Origin of the sequence: Tabrizicola piscis (assembly GCF_003940805.1) — a bacterium.
Classification (GTDB): Bacteria; Pseudomonadota; Alphaproteobacteria; order Rhodobacterales; family Rhodobacteraceae; genus Tabrizicola; species Tabrizicola piscis.
The window spans coordinates 3222752-3244914 of the sequence record NZ_CP034328.1 but is presented as its reverse complement, the minus strand read 5'-3'; the positions used below and the strand labels follow the sequence as shown (position 1 = coordinate 3244914).

20 protein-coding genes and 1 tRNA gene are annotated in these 22163 nt (G+C 62.6%); 17 read left to right on the top strand and 4 right to left on the bottom strand.

The annotated features are described in order from the left end of the window. The first annotated feature begins 2 nt into the window (after window positions 1-2). The 3 genes from EI545_RS15780 (at window position 3) to EI545_RS15770 (ending at window position 5757) form a co-directional block, all read left to right on the top strand. On the top strand, window positions 3-1292 hold the full coding sequence (locus EI545_RS15780; RefSeq protein WP_125326353.1) for a PqqD family protein: 1290 nt from the start codon (window positions 3-5) through the stop codon (window positions 1290-1292). 187 nt (window positions 1293-1479) lie between these two features. After that, window positions 1480-2616 carry an efflux RND transporter periplasmic adaptor subunit gene (locus EI545_RS15775; RefSeq protein ID WP_125326352.1) on the top strand — a complete coding sequence of 379 codons (1137 nt, stop codon included), beginning with the start codon at window positions 1480-1482 and terminating at the stop codon, window positions 2614-2616. Window positions 2617-2619: 3 nt separating this feature from the next. Next, a complete protein-coding gene (locus EI545_RS15770) occupies window positions 2620-5757 on the top strand; it encodes an efflux RND transporter permease subunit (protein WP_125326351.1) in 3138 nt (1045 codons plus the stop codon). 23 nt (window positions 5758-5780) lie between these two features. On the opposite strand, the gene EI545_RS15765 is transcribed toward EI545_RS15770, so the two are convergent. The 3 genes from EI545_RS15765 to EI545_RS15755 form a co-directional block, all read right to left on the bottom strand. Next, window positions 5781-8189 (bottom strand): caspase family protein, encoded by a 2409-nt coding sequence (locus EI545_RS15765; protein WP_164517318.1) that lies wholly within the window; start codon window positions 8187-8189, stop codon window positions 5781-5783. Window positions 8190-8237: 48 nt separating this feature from the next. Further along, window positions 8238-8489, bottom strand: coding sequence for a hypothetical protein (locus EI545_RS15760; protein WP_125326349.1), 252 nt, complete (start codon window positions 8487-8489; stop codon window positions 8238-8240). A gap of 203 nt (window positions 8490-8692) precedes the next feature. Next, window positions 8693-8778, bottom strand: a tRNA-Leu gene (locus EI545_RS15755). Between the two features lie 141 nt (window positions 8779-8919). Here EI545_RS15755 and EI545_RS15750 point away from each other — a divergent pair. The 4 genes from EI545_RS15750 (at window position 8920) to EI545_RS15735 (ending at window position 11644) form a co-directional block, all read left to right on the top strand. Further along, a complete protein-coding gene (locus tag EI545_RS15750; RefSeq protein WP_125326348.1) occupies window positions 8920-9939 on the top strand; it encodes a hypothetical protein in 1020 nt (339 codons plus the stop codon). Window positions 9940-10033: 94 nt separating this feature from the next. After that, window positions 10034-10738 carry a CoA transferase subunit A gene (locus tag EI545_RS15745; protein WP_125326347.1) on the top strand — a complete coding sequence of 235 codons (705 nt, stop codon included), beginning with the start codon at window positions 10034-10036 and terminating at the stop codon, window positions 10736-10738. Continuing rightward, window positions 10735-11364, top strand: a complete 630-nt coding sequence (locus tag EI545_RS15740; RefSeq protein ID WP_125326346.1) for a 3-oxoacid CoA-transferase subunit B — start codon at window positions 10735-10737, stop codon at window positions 11362-11364. Before EI545_RS15745 ends, EI545_RS15740 begins: the two co-directional genes overlap by 4 nt. Further along, a complete protein-coding gene (locus tag EI545_RS15735) occupies window positions 11357-11644 on the top strand; it encodes a GNAT family N-acetyltransferase (protein ID WP_125326345.1) in 288 nt (95 codons plus the stop codon). Before EI545_RS15740 ends, EI545_RS15735 begins: the two co-directional genes overlap by 8 nt. Before the next feature lie 15 nt (window positions 11645-11659). Here the strand turns inward: EI545_RS15735 and EI545_RS15730 are convergent, their stop codons facing one another. Then, window positions 11660-12526, bottom strand: a complete 867-nt coding sequence (locus EI545_RS15730; protein WP_125326344.1) for a lytic transglycosylase domain-containing protein — start codon at window positions 12524-12526, stop codon at window positions 11660-11662. 344 nt (window positions 12527-12870) lie between these two features. Between EI545_RS15730 and EI545_RS15725 the strand changes: the two genes are divergently transcribed. The 10 genes from EI545_RS15725 (at window position 12871) to EI545_RS15680 (ending at window position 22159) form a co-directional block, all read left to right on the top strand. Then, entirely contained in the window at window positions 12871-13068 is a 198-nt protein-coding gene (locus EI545_RS15725; protein ID WP_125326343.1) for a hypothetical protein, read from the top strand. A 198-nt stretch (window positions 13069-13266) separates the two neighbouring features. Further along, window positions 13267-13449: a hypothetical protein gene (locus EI545_RS15720; RefSeq protein ID WP_125326342.1), complete on the top strand. Its 183-nt coding sequence runs from the start codon at window positions 13267-13269 to the stop codon at window positions 13447-13449. A 119-nt stretch (window positions 13450-13568) separates the two neighbouring features. After that, window positions 13569-14423: a Flp pilus assembly protein CpaB gene (cpaB, locus tag EI545_RS15715; protein ID WP_125326341.1), complete on the top strand. Its 855-nt coding sequence runs from the start codon at window positions 13569-13571 to the stop codon at window positions 14421-14423. A 208-nt stretch (window positions 14424-14631) separates the two neighbouring features. Continuing rightward, on the top strand, window positions 14632-15990 hold the full coding sequence (locus EI545_RS15710; RefSeq protein ID WP_125326340.1) for a type II and III secretion system protein family protein: 1359 nt from the start codon (window positions 14632-14634) through the stop codon (window positions 15988-15990). 4 nt (window positions 15991-15994) lie between these two features. Beyond that, on the top strand, window positions 15995-16654 hold the full coding sequence (locus tag EI545_RS15705) for an OmpA family protein (RefSeq protein ID WP_125326339.1): 660 nt from the start codon (window positions 15995-15997) through the stop codon (window positions 16652-16654). Between the two features lie 244 nt (window positions 16655-16898). After that, window positions 16899-18164, top strand: a complete 1266-nt coding sequence (locus EI545_RS15700; protein WP_125326338.1) for a CpaE/TadZ family protein — start codon at window positions 16899-16901, stop codon at window positions 18162-18164. An 18-nt stretch (window positions 18165-18182) separates the two neighbouring features. Further along, the gene (locus EI545_RS15695; RefSeq protein ID WP_125326337.1) at window positions 18183-19613 is read left to right on the top strand and encodes a TadA family conjugal transfer-associated ATPase; all 1431 of its coding nucleotides are present in this window, start codon (window positions 18183-18185) and stop codon (window positions 19611-19613) included. Window positions 19614-19621: 8 nt separating this feature from the next. After that, on the top strand, window positions 19622-20590 hold the full coding sequence (locus EI545_RS15690) for a type II secretion system F family protein (RefSeq protein WP_125326336.1): 969 nt from the start codon (window positions 19622-19624) through the stop codon (window positions 20588-20590). Window positions 20591-20600: 10 nt separating this feature from the next. After that, window positions 20601-21584 (top strand): type II secretion system F family protein, encoded by a 984-nt coding sequence (locus EI545_RS15685; protein ID WP_125326335.1) that lies wholly within the window; start codon window positions 20601-20603, stop codon window positions 21582-21584. 20 nt (window positions 21585-21604) lie between these two features. Further along, entirely contained in the window at window positions 21605-22159 is a 555-nt protein-coding gene (locus EI545_RS15680) for a tetratricopeptide repeat protein (RefSeq protein WP_425471579.1), read from the top strand. Window positions 22160-22163: the final 4 nt, after the last annotated feature.

Genomic DNA, 22163 nt, shown 5'->3' with positions numbered 1-22163 from the left:
CTTTGAACCGGCATACGTATCATGCCGTTCCCGGGACCGAGGCGATCGCGCCCTCGGTCCCGCGACTTTGCACCCTGCGGCTGAAGGGGATCGACCGGACCATCGTCCTGCCGGACGATCCTGAACTGGTCGAAGCCCTGTCCAGCTGCATCCATGGCTGGCCTTCGGACCTGCAGCCACTGGACCCCGCCACCCTTGCCACACCCGACCCTTCCGCGCTTGCCCCGCTGTGTGTGATCGAACCGCGAGGACCCGGGATCTACCGGACCCATTCCCGGTATCTGGACCGCCCGTTCGACAAACTGCCTGCGGCAACGGCGATCTGCACTTTGCTGGCGGACCTTTCGCAGGCCTACAGCGAGACACCGGGCGACCATGTCTTTGGCCTCCATTGCGGGGCGGTCACCATTTGCGGGACGACGCTGGTCCTTGCCGGTGCGCGCCGGGCGGGAAAATCCACGCTGGTCGCCCGCCTTTCCGCTTTTCCCGAGGTCGACATCCTGTGCGACGACGTGCTGCCCATTGCGGCAGATGGCAGGGCCGTGGCCCTTGGCCTTGCCCCCCGGCTTCGGCTGCCCCTGCCGGAAGGGGCCTCCCCCGCGTTCCGCCAGCATGTGACGCGGTGGCTGGGCCCAGCGGATGACCGCTACGGCTATCTGCCGACGCCCAACCTGCTGTCGCATGGCAAGACCGTGCCCGCCCATGTCTTTCTGCTGCTTGACCGGCGCGACGAGGGGCCGGCCCGTCTGCATGGGCTGACCGAAGATGAAACCCTGTGCCGCCTGCTGGAACGCAGCATCGCAGGCCCCGCCGGACCCGAGCCCAGCTTTGCCGCGGCCCACGACCTTGCCAAGCGCTTGACCGGTTTGCGGCTGGTCTATTCTGATCTGGAAGAGGCAACGACGCTGCTCTTGCGGCACTTTGGCCGATTGGGTGAGGACAGGCAGGACTTTGGCCCCGTATCCCCACCCCTTGCACCAACAGCGCCCGAAAGTCCGGAGACTCCCGCAGAAATCGACCAGACGATGCCCTTTGTGCGCGCCAGCGATGCCGCCGTCCGCCGTGTCGGTGACGCCGCCTTCATCTGGCGGCCCGGGGATGTGATGCTGTGGCATCTCAACCCGGTGGCGCGGGCAATCTGGGCCATGCTGGACGAGCCAGCCCCTGCGACCTTGCTGGTCGAAGTCCTGGGCGAACTCTTTCCTGACGAGACGCCAGAACGGCTGGCATCGGACCTGCAAGGCCTGATGGCGCGGCTGTGCGCCGAAGGCTTGATCCACCCGGCAGGTTGAATTCATCCCGGGTCGCAATACCTTCGCCACGGTCGAAACCGCTGGACCGGCGCAGATCGCGTGCAGAAACCGGCAAACATGATCAACAAGTTGTTGGTTTGCCGTCCAATCCGCACAAGCCGGTTGGCAGGGCACCCGATGCAATGCAGAAGTTAGGTTTCGTCAACCCAGAAAGCAGGCGCTCCGGATGAAGGCTATTCCCCAGCTTATTGCAATCGTGTTGATCGGCGCGGCGGCCATTCCTTTGGCTGGCCGGTTTGTTCCGGGAACACGACCATGGCTGGACAATGTCGGACTGCTTCAGCCCCTCACCGCAGCGGGGATTATCCCGGCCGAAGCGGCGGCTGAAGCTGGCCAAGGTCAGGGAAGCCAGCGGGGCGGCGGGGTGACGGTGGTGGCAAGCGACGTGCAGACCGAAGTGCTGCGCGACATCGTGTCAGCCATCGGATCGGCGCGGGGGGTGCAGGCAGTCGAGCTATCGTTCGAGGTCACGGGGCGGCTTGCGTCCATCATGGTGGCCCCCGGTGACCGCGTGGCGGTCGGCGAGGTGATTGCCGCACTGGATGCCGAAGCGGCGCAGCTTATGGTGGACCGGGCGCGCCTTGTGCTGGAAGACGCGCAAAAGACCGTCGACCGGCTGGAACAGCTTGCCCAGTCCGGCACTGCGACGGCGCTGCAGCGTCAGGATGCCGAACTGGCGCTGCGCACGGCCGAACTGGGCCTGCAGTCGGCGGAACGCGATCTGGCCGACCACCGCCTGCTGGCGCCGATTGCGGGCTATGTCGGCCTTGTGGAACCGCAGGTCGGGGATCTGGTGTCCCCCACAACCGCGATCACCCGGATCGAGGACCGGTCCAGCCTGATCGTCGACTTCCGCGTGCCCGAACGGCTGGCAGCCATGGTTGCCGTGGGCGATCCCGTGCGGGCGACCGCCATCTCGACCCCCGGTGAGGTGATCGAAGGCCAGATCGTGGCCATCGACAACCGGGTGGACGAGGCCAGCCGGACCTTGCGGGTTCAGGCCACCGTCGGCAATGCTGACGACCGGCTGCGCGCCGGGATGGCGTTCCAGATCAATCTGGTCTTCACGGGGGCCGAATACCCTGCCGTTGACCCGCTGGCGATCCAGTGGGGCGCGGACGGGGCCTTTGTTTGGGTGGTGCGCGATGGCAAGGCCGCCCGCCTGCCGATCCGCATCCTGCAGCGCAGCGCCGAGGCTGTGCTGATCGAAGCGACCTTGGAACCTGATGATATGGTCGTGACCGAAGGGGTTCAGGCCCTGCGCCCGGGCGCCGAGGTGTCCGTCACCGCACCAAGGAGCTGACGGATGGACCACTCCCCCGAAACGCCGCCGACCGAACCCAAAAGCGGAGGCCACGGCACAGCCCTCTTCGTGCGCCGCCCCATTCTGGCCTTTGTGCTGAACGCCCTGATCGTGATTGCTGGGCTCGCCGGGCTGTTGGGCGCGGATGTGCGGGAACTGCCGGATGTCGACCGGCCTGTGGTGTCGGTATCCACCGATTATCCGGGGGCAGCACCCGAAACCATCGACCGTGAAGTGACAGCGGTGATTGAAGGCGCCGTGGGTCGGATCGCCGGGGTCAAGTCGATCTCGTCCACATCGCGGTTCGGATCAAGCCGGGTCACGGTAGAATTTCGTGATGACGTCGATCTTGACGTTGCCGCAACCGACCTGCGCGATGCCGTGGCGCGGGTCAGCAACAACCTGCCTGACGATGTCGACCCGCCAAGGGTGGTAAAGTCCGACGCCGACTCCGAAGCGATCCTGCGTATCGCTGTCACATCGTCGCGGCGGACGGCAGACGAGCTGACGACCCTTGTGCGCGACCTTGCCGAAAGCCGGCTTCTGTCGGCTCCCGGGGTGGCTGACCTGCAAATCTTTGGGGACAGGGAACTGTCCTTCCGGGTCGATGTCGACCTGATGCAATTGGCGGCACGGGGCCTGACCCTGGCCGACCTGCGGAACGTCCTTGGCGATGCGGCCCTTGACAGCCCCGCCGGCGCGCTGAGTTCAGACCGGCAAAGCCTGCAAGTGCGCACCACCGCCGCAATCCGCACGACGGAACAGATCGAAGCGCTGACTGTCGCCGGCGATGTGCGGCTGGGCGACGTGGCGCAAGTCACCCTTGGGCCTGAAACCGGCGCGTCGATCCTGCGGGCGAACGGTCAGACCGGCATCGGGCTGGGCATCATCCGCCAGGCCAACGGCAACACCCTCGCCATATCCGAGGCCGTCCGACAGGTGGTGGACGACCTGCAACCGCTGCTGCCGGACGATGTCGACATGTACGTCACCTCGGACAGTGCCGATTTCATCGAAGGCGCCATCCACGAAGTCGAGATTGCGCTTGGCTTGTCAGTGCTGATCGTGACGGCGGTGATCTACATCTTCCTGCGCGATGTCCGTGCCACGCTGATCCCGGTCATTGCGATGCCGGTGGCGCTGGTCGGCACGCTGGCGGCCATCTGGCTGGTCGGGTTTTCCATCAACATCATGACCTTGCTGGCACTGGTTCTGGCGACGGGCCTTGTGGTCGACGATGCCATCGTCGTGCTGGAAAACATCGTCCGCCGCCGGTCCGAGGGGATGGGCGCCCGCGCCGCCGCCGTTCTGGGGACCGAGCAGGTGTTCTTCGCCGTGCTGGCCACCACCTCGACGCTGGCGGCCGTGTTCATCCCGCTGTCGTTCCTGCCCGGCCAGACCGGGGGGCTGTTCCGCGAATTCGGCTTCACTCTGGCGATTGCCGTGCTGCTGTCGTCGATCACCGCGCTGACGCTGTGCCCGGTGCTGGCCGCGCGCCTGCTGCGGCCCCATACCAAGGATGAAACCCGTGGGGCCATGACCCGGATCGGCGATCTCCTCGCCGGCTTCTATCGGGCGACCCTGCGCCTGTGTCTGGGCGCGCCGCTGATTTCAGTCGCCGTCGCGGTGCTGTTTGCCGCCCTTGCGGTGGCCAGTGCCACATCGCTGCGGCAAGAGCTGACACCGGCCGAAGACCGCGCCGTTGTCCTTTTGTCGGTGCAGGCCCCGCAGGGCGTGTCGCTGGACTATACCGACGGCAAGATGCGCGAGATCGAGGCGCTGGTCGAACCGCTGCGCGCCTCGGGCGAGGTCAAAAGCGTCTTTGCCATCGCCGGGTCGGGCGGGCAGGACAATCGCGGCTTCATCGTCGTGACATTGGCCGACTGGGCTGACCGGACGCGCAGCCAGCAAGAAATTGCCGCCGAACTGAACGCGGGCCTGCGCGGGGTTATTGGTGTGCGAACCTTTGCGATCCAGCCAAACTCGCTTGGTATTCGCGGGGCGGGACAGGGCCTGTCCGTGGCGCTGGTCGGCGATGACTATGGCCGACTGGCCGATGTGGCCCGCACCCTTGTCGAGCAGATGGAACAGGACCCGCGCTTTGGTCAGGTGCGGCTGGGCTATGACACTACCCAGCCCCAGCTGTTCGTGGAGATTGACCGCACCCGCGCCGAAGACCTTGGCGTCGCGATCGACGGTCTAGGCGAGGCGTTTCAGGCCGTGCTTGACGGCCGCACTGTGGGCACCCTGTTCCTTGAGGATGACAGTTTCGACATCCGCCTTGTCTCCACCTCGGACCCGGTGAACGATCCCGGCGATCTTGAGCGGATCTTTGTGCCGTCCAGCAATGGGCAGATGGTGCCGGTGTCGTCCTTCGCCACCCTGACCGAACGCGCCGTGGCACCGGAACTTGGCCGTGAATCGCAGCGCCGGTCGGTGCCGATCACCGCGGGCCTGACGCCAGAACTGGCTTTGGGCGATGCCTTTGGCGAATTGCAGGCCATGGCAGACGACCTGCTGGGCGAGGATATGCAGCTGGTCCCGCTGGCCGAAGCCGCAACGCTTGGCGAAACCTCGTCGGGCTTGATCATCACCTTCGGCATTGCGCTTGCGGTCGTCTTTCTGGTGCTGTCGGCACAGTTCGAAAGCTTTGTCTCCGCCGTCATCGTGATGGCAACAGTGCCGCTGGGTCTGGCCTGCGCGATCTTCGCGCTGCTCCTCACAGGTGGCAGCCTGAACGTCTATTCGCAGATCGGCTTGGTGCTGCTGGTGGGCATCATGGCCAAGAACGGTATCCTGATCGTCGAATTTGCCGACCAACTGCGCGAGCGTGGCGCGACGGTCCGGGAAGCCATTGAAGAATCTGCCATTGTCCGCCTGCGGCCAGTGATGATGACCATGGTCGCGACGGTTCTGGGCGGTCTGCCGCTGGTTCTGGCACAAGGCGCCGGAGCCGAGGCGCGCGCTGTCCTTGGCTGGATCATCGTCGGCGGTCTGGGTCTGGCGACGATTGCCACGCTTTACATCACCCCGGTTGCCTACCTGCTGCTCGCCGGGCTTGCACGGTCCCGCGCGGCCGAGACGGAAATGCTGGAGTCGGAATTGCGCGGCCTGACGGGCCGGCAACACCCGGCGGAATAGCCTGACCACACAGTGCGCGTTATTCAGTAAAGGTCGACGCGGAACGGCGTGGTCGACCAATGAAGCCGCGCGATGTCGACAAGGCGCTCCACCGGGTCGGTTTCAAGCGTGGTGTCGCCCTGCTGGTCGGCAATGGCCTTGTAGGCCGCTTCGCTGCCCGCTCCGAACGCGCCATCCGGGGTGATATCGGCACCAAGCGCCTGCAAAAGCCGTTGTGCCGCCTCATCGATCTGCTCGGCCGGGATGGCATCAAGCACCTGACGGGCCCGCTCGACTGACACCTTGTCGCGCAAGGCGGCGGCGCGGCCAGCGCGATAGGCGGCATCGACAAGGCTTAGACCACCTGCGTTTTCAGACAGGATCAGGTAGGCACCATAGGCCCCGGCATTCGCGTCGCCCCGTTCAAGGCCCTTGTCGAACCAGTCAACCGCTTCGCCAAGATCAGCCTTCTTGCCAAGCGCGCCAGTTGCGATCAGCCGACCGATATTGCCCGGCGCGTTCGGATGACCGCCGTCCGCCGCCTTGGTGAACCAGTCAAGCGCAAGGGCCGCGTCTTCCTTCTGGCCGCCTAGCCCGTTCATGTAGACAAGGCCAAGGTTGTTGTAGCCGTAGATATCGCCCCGCGCGGCACTTTCGTTCAGGTAGCGCAGGCCACGGGTGGGGTCGTAATATTCGCTTGTGTCATCAAGGTAGAAATACCCCAGTTCGTTCATCGCGTAGGTATGGCCAACCTCAAGCGCGCGCATCAAAAGGTCATAGCCGCGAAGCCGGTCCTGATCGGTCTGTCCAAAGCGCACCAGTTGCCGGCCAAGGGCGTAGAAGGCGTAGGGGTCACCCAGCTGCACGCCCTCGCGGTAATAGGCCAGCGCTTCCTCCGGGGCTGCCTCGATGGCCGAGCCGCCGGTCGTGCGGGCCTCGTTCAGGATGGCGTTTCCAATGGCATAGGACGCGCGGGAATGGCCCATTTCGCGCGCCTTGTCCCATGCAGCGCGGGCTTCGTCGTAAAGCCGCAGCGCATTGTAGGCGCGACCAAGCTGATACTGGAACCGGGCGTTTGCCGGATCACGCGCGACGGCGGCCTTGCAGGCCTCAAGCGCTGCCTCTGGCTCGATCTCGTTGGCGAAGCGGGCAAAGCCTGCGCCTTCGGGGTCAAGATGATCCGCTGCCGCCATATCGCAGGGGTCGGGCGACAGGTCGACCTGAATGATCTTCGGGCTGCCGTTCAGGTCGATTTTGAACTGCGCCTTCAGCACCGGGCCCTGGCCCGCCTGCCCCACGGGACCGTTGACATAGGCGAAGGCAAGTCGCGCCGCATCCGGGGCGGACAAGGGGAACAGCGGGGCCGATTGAACGCCCCGGTCATCCAGCAGCACAAGCCGTCCGCCACGGGGCGGTTCGGTCAGATCAATCCGGTCGGTGGGGGCAAGGTTCAGCTCGGCCATCAGGGTCGCGCCGATGGGGACAGCCGGGGCAAGCGGCGCCGTGATCTGCACATCCGGGGTGGGAAGCTCTGCATCCATCGGCAGGAACTCGGCGGAGCTGGCGAAAAGCGTCAGGCCCCGCCCGACTGAGGCACCGTCTCCCTCTGGGGCATCTGCCGCAGCCAAGCTGGCCCCGGCCGAGGCGATGGTCGCCTCTTCCACCATGGTGGAGCTGTCCCAAGGCACCTGAACGCCCTCGGTCTCGATAAAGACGCTCCGCCGCACTTCTTCGAAAACGTCGGTCACGGGCACCGACCCCAAGGCCGCAGCCTGCAGGAAGGCGGTGGCGAAGGGGCTGTTTTCGCCCGCGCCATCCAGCGCCACTTCACCGGGCGAGGTTGAGAAGACGAGGTAGGAATTCACCGGTGCCGCCAGTGACGCAAAGCCGGTTTCAATTTCGCGCACATCCGGGCCAAGGGAGTTCTGCACCTGCAGCCCGGCGAAAGGGTTGTTCCGGCAACTGTCAAGGATGACGATCTGCAGCCGCGCACGCGCGCCGATGATCGACACCAAACTGCCGACAGACACGGTCTCGAACGGCAAATCGTCGATCTGGTCAAGCTGGGCGTCGGTCGGAATCAGGTAGTTCTCTGACCCGACCTGCACGCCATGGCCCGCGTAGTAGAACAAGACCTCGGTCTCGCGGTCGACATCGAAAAGGATGCGCTGCATCAGCCCTTCGAAATCCCGCTTCGACGCGTCTTTCAGCAGAGTGACGTCATAACCCTGCCCGGCCAGCGCATCGGCGACATCCTCGGCATCGTTCCACGCATTCGGTAATTTTGGGGCGTGGGCATAGCTTTGGTTGCCGATCACAATGGCATATTTCTGGCGCGGACCTTTGGCGTCCACTTCCAGTTTTCGCACATTGGACGAAACATAGCCGTCAGGAAATGGGCTTGGGCTGGAGCCATCTTCCTGCGATGCCGCTGGCAAGGCTATTGCGGCCATGACCAGCATTGCCAGTGTGCCACATGCCCATTTTCGATGGCTGACCATCTAACCGGTCCAGCCGCCGCCGCCGCCGCCACTGCCGCCACCTCCACCACCCTCGCCTCGATCATCAAAATCGATGACTGGGGCCGGCTTTTTCACCACCGTCGCGGCAGCCACCGGTTTCTTGACCGTCGGCGCCGCAACCGCGGCTTTCGGTGCAGGTTTCTTTTCGGCCATCGGGGCGGGTTCAACACAGGCCGCCATCAAAGTCAGGCTGGCGATCACAAACAAAGGACGAGACAAATTTCCAAGCATAAAGCGACCCCTTGATTGAAGAGACGGTCGGTCACACAAAGACAAAGAGATTCTAAAACCAATATATGAGGATGGTGCCACAGATCGGCATTTCAGACAAGAATGTCCGCGTTCGCAGGACAGTGGGCAAAGCAACGGCGACGAAGCAGGGCCACTTCTGTCGCCTCAGGTTTCAGACAGCAGCTTGTTTCCAAAAGGGGAAATGGTGCCCGCGGCCGGATTTGAACCGGCATAGCCTTGCAGCCGAGGGATTTTAAGTCCCCTGTGTCTACCGTTCCACCACGCGGGCCTGTGACGGTCGGGCGAACGCCCGGACGGTCGCTGCGCAGCATAGCGGCTTTGCCGGGCGCGAAAAGGCAAAAGCCATGGGATCGCGGGCGATTTGACAAGCAGGCCCCGGCTTGACCAAAGTGGCGACAGGAGATCTCGCATGACCCCAGCCCCTGCCTTGACACCTGATGATTGCCGCCATGTCGTGATGGACAGCCTGTCGCATCTGCTTCGGCTGGTGGGCGGCAACGGCCGCTTCGTCTATGCCCACCCTGCGGGCCAGCCCGACGTGGTCATGGATGGCTACAACATGCTGCGCCATTGCGGAACGCTTTGGTTCATGCTGCGCGCCGTCAATGAACTTGGGCTGGACCTGCCCCCCAACCAACGCTCGGCCCTGGCGCGGGCCTTGGGCTATGCGGTCCGCAAGATGGAACGCCCGTCCTGGATTGCGCAGCCAAGCCTTGCGTTGGTTGCGAACGGTGCCGTCAAGACCGGCGGAATCGGTCTGGCCCTTCTGATGCTGGAGGAGTATCGCCGCGCCCTGCCGCGTGGGCTGGACACAGGCACCCTTTCCCTTGATGCGACGGTTGACGGGCTGCAGACCTATGCGCTGGCGCAGATCGACGGGCTCGACTTCCGGCACAAGCGCCTGATCGCGGATGGGACCGTCCTGCCGTTCCGAAGCGACTATTATACCGGTGAGGTGCTGTTCGGCCTGTTCATCACCGGCCGCACCGACCCGGACCTTCTGGCCACGGCCGAGGCGCTGGTCGCCCGGCGCTATGGCGTGCCCGAACAAAGCCACTGGATGGCCTATGCCGCCTGCGAAGCCGCCGCCCGCGGCCTGATCGGCGAAGCGCGGCTGACCGGCTATCTGACCGATCTGGTCAGCGCGATCATCGAACAGGACGCCTACCGCGGGCGCCGTCAGTCAACCCCCATCGCCTGCCGGACCGAGGCGCTGACCCGCTTCGTGGCGCTGTGCGACCAGTGGCCCGGCCGTTTCCCCCCCGCCCTGCGCGCCGCGGCCTTGCGGGTGGCGGATGAAAATCTGGGCCTGCAACTGACGTGGTATCAGGACGGCCAGTTCTGGAAGGGCGACGACGACCGGAAGGTGCAGATCGACTACATCCAGCACAACGGCACGTCCTTCCTCAATCGCCTGCCGCTGGTCTGACGCTGTGCTGCATCGCGGCAATTGACTTCGCCAATCAGCGTTGCCCATATGGCGCCCAAGGATTTGCGCCTGGGTCGGGCGAAGGGGGAAACAGATGAACAAGGTCTATCCATCGGCCGCCGCAGCCCTTGACGGGGTATTGCACGACGGCATGTTGATCGCAGCCGGGGGCTTTGGGTTGTGCGGCATCCCCGAGCTGCTGATTGCGGCGATCCGCGACAACGGCGTGAAGGGGCTGACCGTGGCGTCGAACAATGCCGGCGTGGATGGGTTCGGCCTTGGCCAACTGCTGGAAACCCGGCAAGTGAAGAAGATGATCTCGTCCTACGTCGGCGAAAACGCAGAATTTATGCGCCAGTACCTGTCGGGCGAGTTGGAGCTTGAGTTCAACCCCCAAGGCACGCTGGCTGAACGGATGCGGGCGGGCGGCGCAGGCATCCCGGGGTTCTACACCAAGACCGGCGTCGGCACCGTGATCGCCGAGGGTAAAGAGCATCACGATTTTGACGGCCAGACCTATATCCTGGAACGCGGGATCGTGGCCGATCTTGCCATCGTCAAGGCCTGGAAGGCTGATCCGTCGGGCAACCTTGTCTTCCGCAAGACCGCGCGCAACTTCAACGTGCCCGCCGCCACCTGCGGCAAGGTCTGCGTCGCCGAGGTCGAGGAAATCGTGCCGCTGGGATCGCTTGACCCCGACACGATCCACCTGCCCGGTATCTATGTGCACCGCCTTGTGCAGGGCGCCCATGAAAAGCGCATCGAACAGCGCACCGTCCGCAAGAAGGAGTCCGTCTGATGTGGGACCGCAACCAGATCGCCGCCCGCGCGGCGCAGGAACTGCAGGACGGCACCTATGTGAACCTTGGCATCGGCATCCCGACGCTGGTGGCGAACTATATCCCGGCAGGGGTGCATGTGACGCTGCAATCCGAAAACGGCATGCTGGGCATGGGCCCCTTCCCGTTTGAAGGCGAGGAAGACCCCGATCTGATCAATGCCGGCAAGCAGACGATCACCGAACTGCCACAGACCGCCTATTTCGACAGCGCCACCAGCTTTGCGATGATCCGTGGCGGCAAGATCGCCATGGCGATCCTTGGCGCGATGGAGGTTTCGGAGGCAGGCGATCTTGCGAACTGGATGATCCCCGGCAAACTGGTCAAGGGCATGGGCGGCGCGATGGATCTGGTCGCTGGTGTCGGCCGGGTCGTGGTGGTGATGGACCACACCTCAAAGCATGGCGAATCCAAAGTGTTGAAAGCCTGCACCCTGCCCCTTACCGGCAAGGCCGTAGTCAACCGCATCATCACCAACCTTGGTGTGCTGGATGTGGTCCCCGGCGGCCTGAAGATCGTGGAACTGGCCGAGGGCGTGTCAGAAGCAGACCTACGCGCCGCGACCGAGGCGACGATCGTTGGCTGATTTCGCAATCACCCGCGAACACGGCGCCACCAAGGGCCGCTACGTCATCCGTCAGGGATCGGATGAGGCGGAACTGACCTATTCCATCACCACGCCGACACTGATCATCGCCGACCACACCGCTGTGCCCGATGCCTTTCGTGGCACGGGCGCCGGTCTGGCCCTGTTCATGCGGCTGGTCGAAGATGCGCGGGCGGAAGGCGTGAAGATCGTGCCGCTCTGCCCCTTCGTGAATGCGACGCGCAAGAAGCATCCCGAATGGGCGGATGTGTTCGTCTGATCCGGACGCCCGGGCTTACCCGCCCGTCGCGATCACCTTGAACACGCAAGGGTCCGTCACAAGCTGTGGCGGGCTCAGGCACAAGCCCTGCGCAACTTGCCAGGCTGCCAGCACTTTGGGCACATAGTCGCGCGTTTCCGCATAGGGTGGCACACCCTGATTGGCGCGCACGGCCCCCTCGCCGGCATTGTAGGCGGCAAGCGCCATCAGCGGGTCGTTGTCGAACTCCTCCAGAAGCCAGTCCAGATAGGCCACGCCGCCCTTGATGTTCTGCGCGGGATCGGTGGAGTCGCTCACCCCGAAGCGTTCCGCCGTGGCGGGGATCAGCTGCATCAGCCCCACCGCTCCGGCATGGCTTACCGCATTCGACTGACCAGCGCTTTCAACCCCGATCACCGCAAGGACCAGCGCGGGCGACACATCGGTGCCGATGGTGGCCTTCAGGATCTCGGTTCCGTAGGTTTCGGCCACACCCTGCAAATGCTGCATCCGCGGGGCGCGGACAGTGCTGCCATCCGGGCCGCGCGACAGCATGGCCAGCGCCGTGTCAAACCGGCCCGAGGCGTCGGACAATCCGGGCGGCACCTCATCCCAGAACCATGCATAGGAGGAGCTCGGCGCGGGCCCCGGCGACAGCCCCTCCCCCGCAGCATCTGGCTTGTCGGCCACTGTGGTTTCTTCGCTGCGTTCGGGACGGGGGTCAACCTTGGGCAGCGCTGCCAGAAAGCGCGCCTGTTCCTCGGGATCGATCTGAACGGTGATGCGCTTGCCGGGCAGACCTTCGCCCACCTTGACGCGCTTGAAACTGAAATCCTCGGCCAGCGCGCCGCAAGGCGCGATGACGCAGAGAATCACTGCGATAAACCGGGGGTATGACCGCATCTGCGGGTGCCTGCTCTTTTGTTCTTTTGCCAGAGAATCGCAGCTTCGGTGCCTCCGGACCAGCCTTTTCACAGGGGAATCATGGCATTTCCGCCAGAATTGACCGAAAAACCACGCTCGGATGCCACCAGATCAGATCACGGTTAAGATTTCTTTCCTTTGTTTTCAGTGCTCTAGCACCTTCGCGAAGGATACGGTCACGCGAATGCGATTTAGCCCGTACCGTCCAAACTGATGCCACGATTACCCGTCTATATGTGCTCATACCGAACGGAAGCGGCGAACAAGATGGCCAAGCCGGAGCGGTTGCGAAACTGTAGAGCCCCTTAGCAAAGGATATGACCATGACCAAGTTTTCCGCTTTTCTGAATGACGAAACCGGTGCTGTGACCGTTGACTGGGTGGTTCTGACCGCCGCTATCGTTGGCCTGGGCCTGGTGGTCTTCACCTTCATCCAGCCCGCCATTTCGCAGCTGGCAAACGACATCGGCACCGAGATCAACAAAGCCGGTTCTAAAATGAAGACCGCTGGCACCCCATAATTTGAACTGACCATTCTGGTCTTTACGACCGCGCCTGTGAAAAGGCGCGGTCGATTTCTTTTGGACACCGGCTTGGTCAACCGGGACACTTGCAAGAAACTGCTATCAATTGTCTGAACTTGGTTAAAGTTTCGCCGCAATCGGACAGCAGGGTCAGGTGAATGCAGCAGAACCTGTAGCCAGGGACGGGGTGCCGGAATGAAGGGCGTGAAAAGCTTTCTCGGTGACGAAGACGGTGCCGTGACGGTCGACTGGGTCGTCCTGACGGCCGGCGTCGTGGTGTTCGCGGTGTTCGTGATGCCCCCGATCCAGAGCGCCATTGTCGACATGGCCATTTATATCGGTGATACGATCGGACTGTATCACCAATTTCTGGAGTAGGTCCTGACCACTATCGGCACGCAGGGCGCCCAGCCATTGGCTTGATGGGGCGCCCTTGTCGCATTAACTTGAAGGCTGACAGGTCGCGTCGCGACGTACAGGCAACTTAGGGGAACGGTATGAGAGCAGTATTCGGGTTGGTCCTGGTCGTCGGCATGGCCCTGGCGGGCGCTGCCGTCTATATGATCCAGGGCTATATCGCGCAGACCGAGGCGCTCTTGCAGCGCGAGCGCGATTTCAACGCGGCGGCCGGCAAACTGGTCGAAGTCTATGTGTTCAACAGGCAGATGGCCTATGGCGATCCGTTGACGCCTGAAGATGTCCAGTTGATCTACTGGCCGGAACAGGCCCTGCCAGAAGCAATCTTCCGCGATCCGGCCGAGCTGTTCCCGGAAAATGCCCCCGGACCGCGCTATGTGATGCGCGCGACCGAGGCGTTTGAACCCGTTCTGGCCAGCCGCGTCACTGCACCTGGTGAACTTGCAGGCCTGACCGCGAAACTGCAGCCGGGGATGCGCGCCTTCCAGATCCGCGTCGGCGTCGCCTCGGGCGTTGCGGGCTTTGTCCAGCCGGACAGCTTCATCGACATCTACTGGACGGGCGGCATCAGTGGCGTCAACGGCAACGTGACGCGGCTTATTGAAAGCTCGATGCAAATCATTGCGGTCGACAACACCTTTTCCGGCGGCGAGCTGGCCACCGGCACTAATGCCAGAACAGTAACAGTGGCCGCGACCCCGGAACAGGTGGCGCGCCTTGCACAAGCCCAGGCAACAGGGCAGCTTTCAATGTCGCTGGTCGGCGACGGCACGGAAACCGTCACCGAACGGATCGAGATCGACACCGACACCATGCTTGGCATCGTGCGCGAAGAAGCGGTCGTCGAGGCCGCCCCGGAGGTCGAGAAGGTTTGCACGATCACTGCACGCAAAGGTAGTGAAATCGTCGAAACGGTCATTCCCTGCAAGGACTGACCAGCGATCGAAATTGGGGGGGCGCGGCCACAGGATATGGGGTCGCGCCCCATTCATTTTCCAACCCATTGCGATCTGTTGCAGTTTATCCACATCAACAAAACCTTCCAACCAATTGATTCTTGCAAATAAAGCGTGTGTCCTGCATTCTGCCGTCGATAAGGGCATCCAAGACCCAACCGAGGCGTGGTCGAAAGGGCAGATCACAATGAACATGAAACGAATCCTAGTTGCGGGTATCGTGGGTGCATGTCTTGCATCCACTGCCATGACGCCAATCTCCGCCGAAGTCCTGCGCGTCATGCAGGGTCAGGCGTCTGGCGCACTGAACGTTCCGATGAATCGGGCCGTTGTGGTTGAAAGCGACGTTCCCTTTGCGGAACTGTCGATTGCCAACCCGGGTATTGCTGACATCTCAACTCTGTCGGACCGCTCGATTTACGTCCTCGGCAAGGCACCTGGGCGCACGACGCTCACGCTATTGTCGCCAGAGGGGCAACTGATCTCCAACGTCGACGTGCACGTCACGCCCGACATTGCCGAGTTCAAGGAAAGGCTTCAGCAGATCCTTCCGGGCGAACAGATCGAAGTTCGCACCGCCAATGACGGGATCGTCCTTTCAGGCCAGGTATCCTCCACGGCCAAGCTGGACCGGGCACTTGATCTGGCCAACCGCTACGCCCCAGACCGGGTGTCGAACCTGATGGTGGTTGGCGGTACGCAGCAGGTCATGCTGAAGGTCCGCTTCGCCGAAATGCAGCGGTCGGTCGGCAAGGCCCTGGGTGGGTCACTTTCGGTAAGCGGCGTCGGCACCGATGGTAGCGGCTCCGCGGGCGGTGGCGGCGGTGTCGCAGGCGCCTTCGGCGGCATCGGCGTGAACTTCGGGGTCGGCGACTTCGCCTTCGAAGTGGCGCTTGAAGCTCTTGAAACCAAGGGCATGGTGCGCACCTTGGCTGAACCGAACCTGACGGCCCTTTCCGGGCAAGAGGCGCGGTTCCTGGCGGGCGGGGAATATCCGCTGCCCGTGGCGCAGACCAACGACACCATCACGGTCGAATTCAAGCCCTTCGGTGTGGAACTCAACTTCACCCCGACGGTCGTTGATGGCGACATCATCAACCTGACGCTGAACGCAGCCGTGTCGTCGGTTGACCCGACACTGACCTTCACCAACGGTGACATCGACATCCTCGGCTTCAAACGTCGCGAAACCTCGACCACGGTCGAGATGCGTGATGGCCAAAGCTTTGCGATTGCCGGCCTGCTGCAGGATGACTTCCGCGATCTGAACACGCAGGTGCCGTGGCTTGGCGACGTGCCGATCCTGGGTGCACTGTTCCGTAGCGCCGACTATCAGCGCAACCAGTCGGAACTGGTGATCATCGTCACGCCGCATCTGGTCACGCCCGTCTCGGGCGAGGCGCTGGCTCTGCCGACTGACCGTGTCCGCATCCCTACGGAACGTGACCTGTTCCTGTTCGGCACTGTCGCCAAGAACCCGGGTGGTGCTGCGGGCGAAGTGGCCCGTCAGGATTTCAGCACCTCCTACGGCTATGTGATGGAGTAAGACGATGACCGGAACGCTTATCAAGCTGTTCGCTGCCTCTAGCCTCCTCGCTTTGGCCGGCTGCGGAACATCGGGAACCACGTGGGACAAGGAGCTTGGCTCCGAAGTGGACAAGGGCCAGTTCGGCAATGCCACGATGAACAACGTTCTGATCCAGACGGGTCAGATCGAATACACGGTCGCCTTGGCCGAACGTTTCAATGCCGAGGTGGAAGACACCATCAACTTCGAGTTCAACAGCTCCGAACTGACGAGCGAGGCCCGCACCATTCTGAAGCGGCAGGCCGACTTCATCCGCCAGTTCCCGGAAGTGCGGTTCCGTGTCTATGGCCACACCGACCTCGTCGGTTCGGCCGGCTACAACCAGCGTCTCGGCTTGCGCCGGGCGCAGGCTGCGGTCGCCTACCTCTCCTCGCTCGGCGTGTCGAAATCGCGGCTTGAGGCAGTGGTGTCCTACGGCAAGACACGGCCCATCGTGCAGACCAGCCAGCCCGAGGTTCGCAACCGCCGTACGGTGACCGAGGTCTCTGGCTTCGTCGAATCGCACCCGCTGGTGTTGAACGGCAAGTATGCAGCTATCATCTGGCGCGAGTATGTGGACAGCGCTACCCGCCCGCATCCGGAAGGCGGCGGCACGACAAGCGAAGTGGCTGGCGGCGGCTGAGCCCGCAAAACACAAAGTTTGGAAAGGCCGGGCCCTCGCCCGGCCTTTTCGTTTCCATATCGTGGTGAAATCCTAGAATCAGGCATTTTTAGCCCAAATCTCGCCACCATTCCTGACCAAGGTCGCGTCGGTGGCTTACGGTCCATGACCATAATCCTGAGTCGGTTGATTTCGGCATTTTCTTTGCCACAATCGTTGGGTGGTCCATGACTTTGGCCCAAGAACTGAAAGGACGTGACGCGAGATGACGAGCAAAGCCACGGTACAAAGTGATCCCGCGCCGATCCTGGCCTGCACGATTTCGCGGGATGTCCAGCGTTTCGATCTTCTCATCGACGATATGGAACAGGAACTGGGCGAAGCCTGGGGTGACCTGAATTTCGAAGATGCGCTGGTCTTCCTGAAACAGCCCGACAGCTCGGGAATGCAGTTCGTCGCCATCGCTGTGGACAGCGAGGACGAAAGCGAATTGTCGAAGATGAACGACGTGATCAAGGCCGCCAAGGCCAAGAAGATCAAGGTCCTGCTCATCGCCAATCAGGTCAGCCCGTCTGTCCTGCACCAGATGCTGAAACTCGGCGCTGATGACTTTGTGCCCTATCCCCTGCCCGAGGGCGCCCTGCACGAGGCGATCGAACGCCTGCGCAAGCCCAGCATGGTCATGCCCGAAGGCTATGACCCCGAAACCGGCGCTTTCACTGGCCTGACCAAACCTAAGGGTGACCGCAACGGTGTGATCCTGCCCGTGCATGGCATGGCTGGCGGCGTTGGCGCGTCGACCTTTGCGGCCAACCTGGCGTGGGAACTGTGCCTTGTGCCGGAAGCCGAAGGCACCGGAACCCGGGTCTGCATCATCGATTTTGACCTGCAGTTCGGGTCCATCGCCACCTACCTTGACTTGCCGCGCAAGGAAGCCGTGCTTGAGGTGCTGAGCGACACCGGCAGCATCGATTCCGACAGCCTGATCAAATCGATGCTGACCTTCAACGAAAAGCTGCACGTCCTGACCGCGCCGACCGACATGCTGCCGCTTGAGATGATGACGCCCGACGACATCGGCCGCATCCTGGACATGGCGCAGGCCAACTTTGATTTCGTCATCGTCGACATGCCGTCAACCGTGGTCGGCTGGACCGAAGCGGTCCTCAACCGCGCCCATGTCTACTTTGCGCTGCTGGAGCTTGACCTGAGGTCCGCCCAGAACATCCTTCGCTTCATCCGGGCCCTGAAGGCCGAAGCGCTGCCGCATGACAAGGTGCGCTACGTCTTGAACCGCGCGCCCAAGTTCACCGACCTCTCGGCCAAGGCCCGCGTCAAGCGGATGGCCGAAAGCCTTGATATCGACATCGAGGTGCAGTTGCCCGACGGCGGCGAACAGGTGACCCAGTCAAACGACCACGGCCTGCCGATTGCGGAAAACGCAGCGAAAAACCCGCTGCGCAAGGAACTGCAGAAACTTGCCAAGTCTTTGTACGATCTTAACAAATCTGCCGAAGTCGGCAGGGCGTGACAAAAAGGGGACTGACCCGTGTTTAGCCGCTTCTCCAAGACCAACCCGCCCGGTCGCGCGGGCACGCCGGCCCCTGTCGCTACTGCCGTCGCCGAAAAGCAAGGCATCGGCGCCCGCGCCGCAGCACCTGTTTCGCAAAAGACCGCAGCCGAGGCATTGGCAGCCGACCGCGACAAGAAACGCAAGGAACGCCTGACCGAGCTTAAGGTCGAAATTCACAAGCGCCTTCTGGAAGACCTCAACCTTTCCGCGCTGGAATCGGCGACCGAGCAGAACCTGCGCCAGGAAATCGCGAACCTCACCGGTGAAGCGCTGGACGAAATGTCCGTCGCGCTGAACAAGGAAGACCGACTTGCCCTGACGCAAGAGCTTTACGACGAGGTGATGGGCCTGGGTCCGCTTGAACCGCTTCTGAAAGACGAAACGATCAACGATATTCTGGTGAACGGCCCCCGGCGCATCTTCGTGGAACGTGCGGGCAAACTGGAACTCAGCGACGTCACCTTCCGCGACGAACGCCACCTGCTGCGGATCATCGACAAGATCGTCTCCGCTGTGGGCCGCCGGGTTGACGAATCCAACCCCTATTGCGACGCGCGCCTGACCGACGGCAGCCGTTTCAACTGCATGATCCCGCCGATCGCGGTGGACGGGTCGCTGGTATCCATTCGTAAGTTCAAGAAGGACAAACTGCGGATTGATGACCTTGTCCGCTTTGGCGCCTTTACCGATGAAATGGCCGCCTACCTGCAGGCCGCCGTGTCCTGCCGGCTGAACATCATCGTCTCGGGCGGTACGGGTTCGGGTAAGACGACCACGCTGAACGCACTGTCTTCCTTCATCGACAACCACGAACGCGTGCTGACCATCGAAGACACCGCCGAACTTCAGCTGCAACAGATCCACGTCGGCCGGATGGAAAGCCGCCCCGCCAACGTCGAAGGCAAGGGCGCCGTCACCCAGCGCGACTGTTTGCGCAACGCCCTTCGTATGCGCCCTGACCGCATCATCGTGGGGGAAACCCGGGGTGAGGAAGTCATCGACATGCTGCAGGCGATGAACACCGGCCACGACGGATCCATGACCACGATCCACGCCAACAACCCGCGCGACGCGATCAGCCGTCTCGAAAACATGGTCGCCATGGCCGGGATCGAGATGCCCTTGAAAGCCATGCGTTCCCAGATCGCCTCGGCCGTCAACCTGATCGTGCAGGCCAGCCGTCTGCAGGACGGGACGCGCCGCATGACCTCGATCACTGAAATCACCGGGATGGAAGGCGAGGTCATCTCGATGCAGGAAGTCTTCCGCTTTGAACGCCTTGGGGTCGAGCCCAACGGCCGTATCATCGGGCGGTTCAACGCGACCGGCATCCGGTCTTCCTATTCAGACCGGTTCCGCCAGTGGGGCTTTGACCTGCCCGCGTCGATCTACGAACCGATTATCTGAGCATAGACATGGAAATCAGCGCAGCACCCCTGATCTATATCCTGATCTTCGTCGCCGTCGTGGTGATCGTCGAAGGCATCTATCTGACCGTCTTCGGCAAATCGATCAGCCTGAACAACCGGCTCAGCCGACGGCTGACCCTGCTTGAGAAAAACGCCAACCGCGAACAGGTTCTGGAGCAGCTCCGCAAGGAGATGAACCAGCACCTCAACGCCAAGAACATCCCGCTGTACTCGGTCTTCGCCAAGAAGGCGCAGCGCGCGAACATCGCCTTCTCGCCGCAACAGTTGATCGCAGTGATGGGCGTGGTGGCAGTTCTGGCCTTCCTCATGCTGACGCTCTTCACCAGCGCCACGGTTGGGGTGCGGGTCATCCTTGGCATCGTCATGGGCGTCGGCGGGGTCTATTTCTGGGTCAACAAGAAGGCCAAGAAGCGGATGGAGCTGCTGGAAGAACAGCTGCCCGATTCCATCGAACTGATGGTCCGCAGCTTGCGCGTCGGTCACCCGTTCTCGGCTGCGATCGGCATCGTGGCCAAGGAAATTCCCGATCCGCTCGGCTCGGAATTCGGTGTCATCGCGGATGAGGCCGCTTATGGCCGCGACGTGACTGAATCGCTCAAGGCCTTCGCGGAACGGATGGACAGTCAGGATTTGCGCTTCCTCGCGGTGGCCGTGACGATCCAGCAAACCTCAGGCGGCAACCTGGCCGAGATTCTGGACGGCCTGTCCAAGGTGATCCGCGCCCGCTTCAAGCTGTTCCGCCGCGTCCGCGCCATCACGGCCGAAGCGAAATGGTCCGGCATGTTCCTGTCAGCCTTCCCGATCGTCGCGCTGCTGATGATCATCGTCATCAAGCCTGACTACTATGACGGCGTGCGCGAAACGTCTGCCTTCATTCCGGCGGCGCTTTTCGTCGGTGTTTTCCTGCTCATCAACATCATCTTCATGAAGGTGATGACCAACATCAAGGTCTAGGGGGAACACCATGAACCCGTTTTCTGCTGTCAACACCATGCTGATCGACACCCTGGGTCCGCTTGGCCCGCTGATGGCGGTCGGGTTTCTGGGGCTGCTGCTGATCCTCATCGCCCTGCCCACGGTGATGAAGCGTCAGCGTGACCGCTTCCGCGAACTCAAGGACTCACAGCCGGGCCTTGGCGACGGCGAAAAGAAGCGCGCCCTGCGGCGGGTCGAAAAGGTCGACAAGCTGGAACGCTTCGCGCATTTTCTGGAGCCCCAGAAGAAGGACGAGCTTTCGGCAGCCAAGCTGAAGATGCTGCGCGCGGGCTATACCAACAAGAACTCGGTCCGCATGTTCCATGCGATGCAGTTTCTGCTGGGCATCGGCTTTCTGATCGTCGGCCTGATCATGGCGCTGGTCAAATCGATCAACGGCGAACTGACCACCAACTCCATGCTGATGTATGCGCTTCTGCCTTGCGCCATTGGCTATTACATCCCGCGCTATTGGGTCGACAAGCGCGTCGAGAAGCGCCAGACCGAGATCATCGAAGGCTTCCCTGACGCGCTTGACCTGATGCTGGTCTGCGTCGAAGCGGGCCAGTCGCTGGACCAATCCCTCATCCGCGTCGGCAAGGAAAGCCGCATGGGCTATCCCGCCCTCGCCGATGAATTCGACATGGTCGCGCAAGAGGTGAAGGCCGGCAAGGAACGCACCTCGGTTCTCAAGGATATGGCCGAACGCGTGGGTGTGCCCGACGTGGCCTCTTTCGTGACCACGCTGGTGCAATCCGCCACCTTCGGCACCTCGGTCGCCGAAGCCCTGCGTGTCTATTCCGCCGACATGCGCGACAAACGCATCATGCGGGCGGAAGAAAAGGCAAACATGTTGCCTACCAAGCTGACCCTTGGCACTATGCTGTTCACGGTTCCGCCGCTGCTGGTCATCCTTATCGGCCCGTCAATCCACGGGATCGCGACGATGCTGATGGAAATGCGGCCCGGCTGAAGGGCAAAAGAAGGGTCGACGTGCGCCACCAGATTTCTGCGCTACTGCTTGCAGCCATCGCGCTGTCTGCCTGCGCGCCCTCGGGTGGGGTGTCTCGCAACCTGCCCTATGGTGTCGATGGCCGCGGTGATGCGGTCGACGGTCTGACCGTTGGCCACCGCCTGATGGAAGCCCAGGAATACGAACTGGCGCTAAAGGCCTATTACCGCGCCGCCGCCGAAGAAGGCGCGACGATCGACACCCTGTCCGCCATCGGCTCCGCCAACCTTGCGCTGGGCCGTCTGGGCCAGGCCGAAAAGATGCTGCGCCGCGCGCTTGAGGAAGACCCGACCTTCGTTCCCGCCATGAACAATCTTGGCGTCGTCCTGATGGAACGCGGCAAGCTGGGTGAGGCGCGGCTCGTCTTCCAGCAGGCTTTCGCGCAGGATAGTGGCCAAACGGACTCGATCCGCGAAAATCTGATGCGCGCTATCGCCGCAACCGAAGCGGTCGTGTACAGTCCTGATGAAGAAGAAGGTGAGTTCCGCCTCGTGCGGCGTGAAAAGGGCAAATATGTCCTCCTCACGCAGCTTTAGGGGA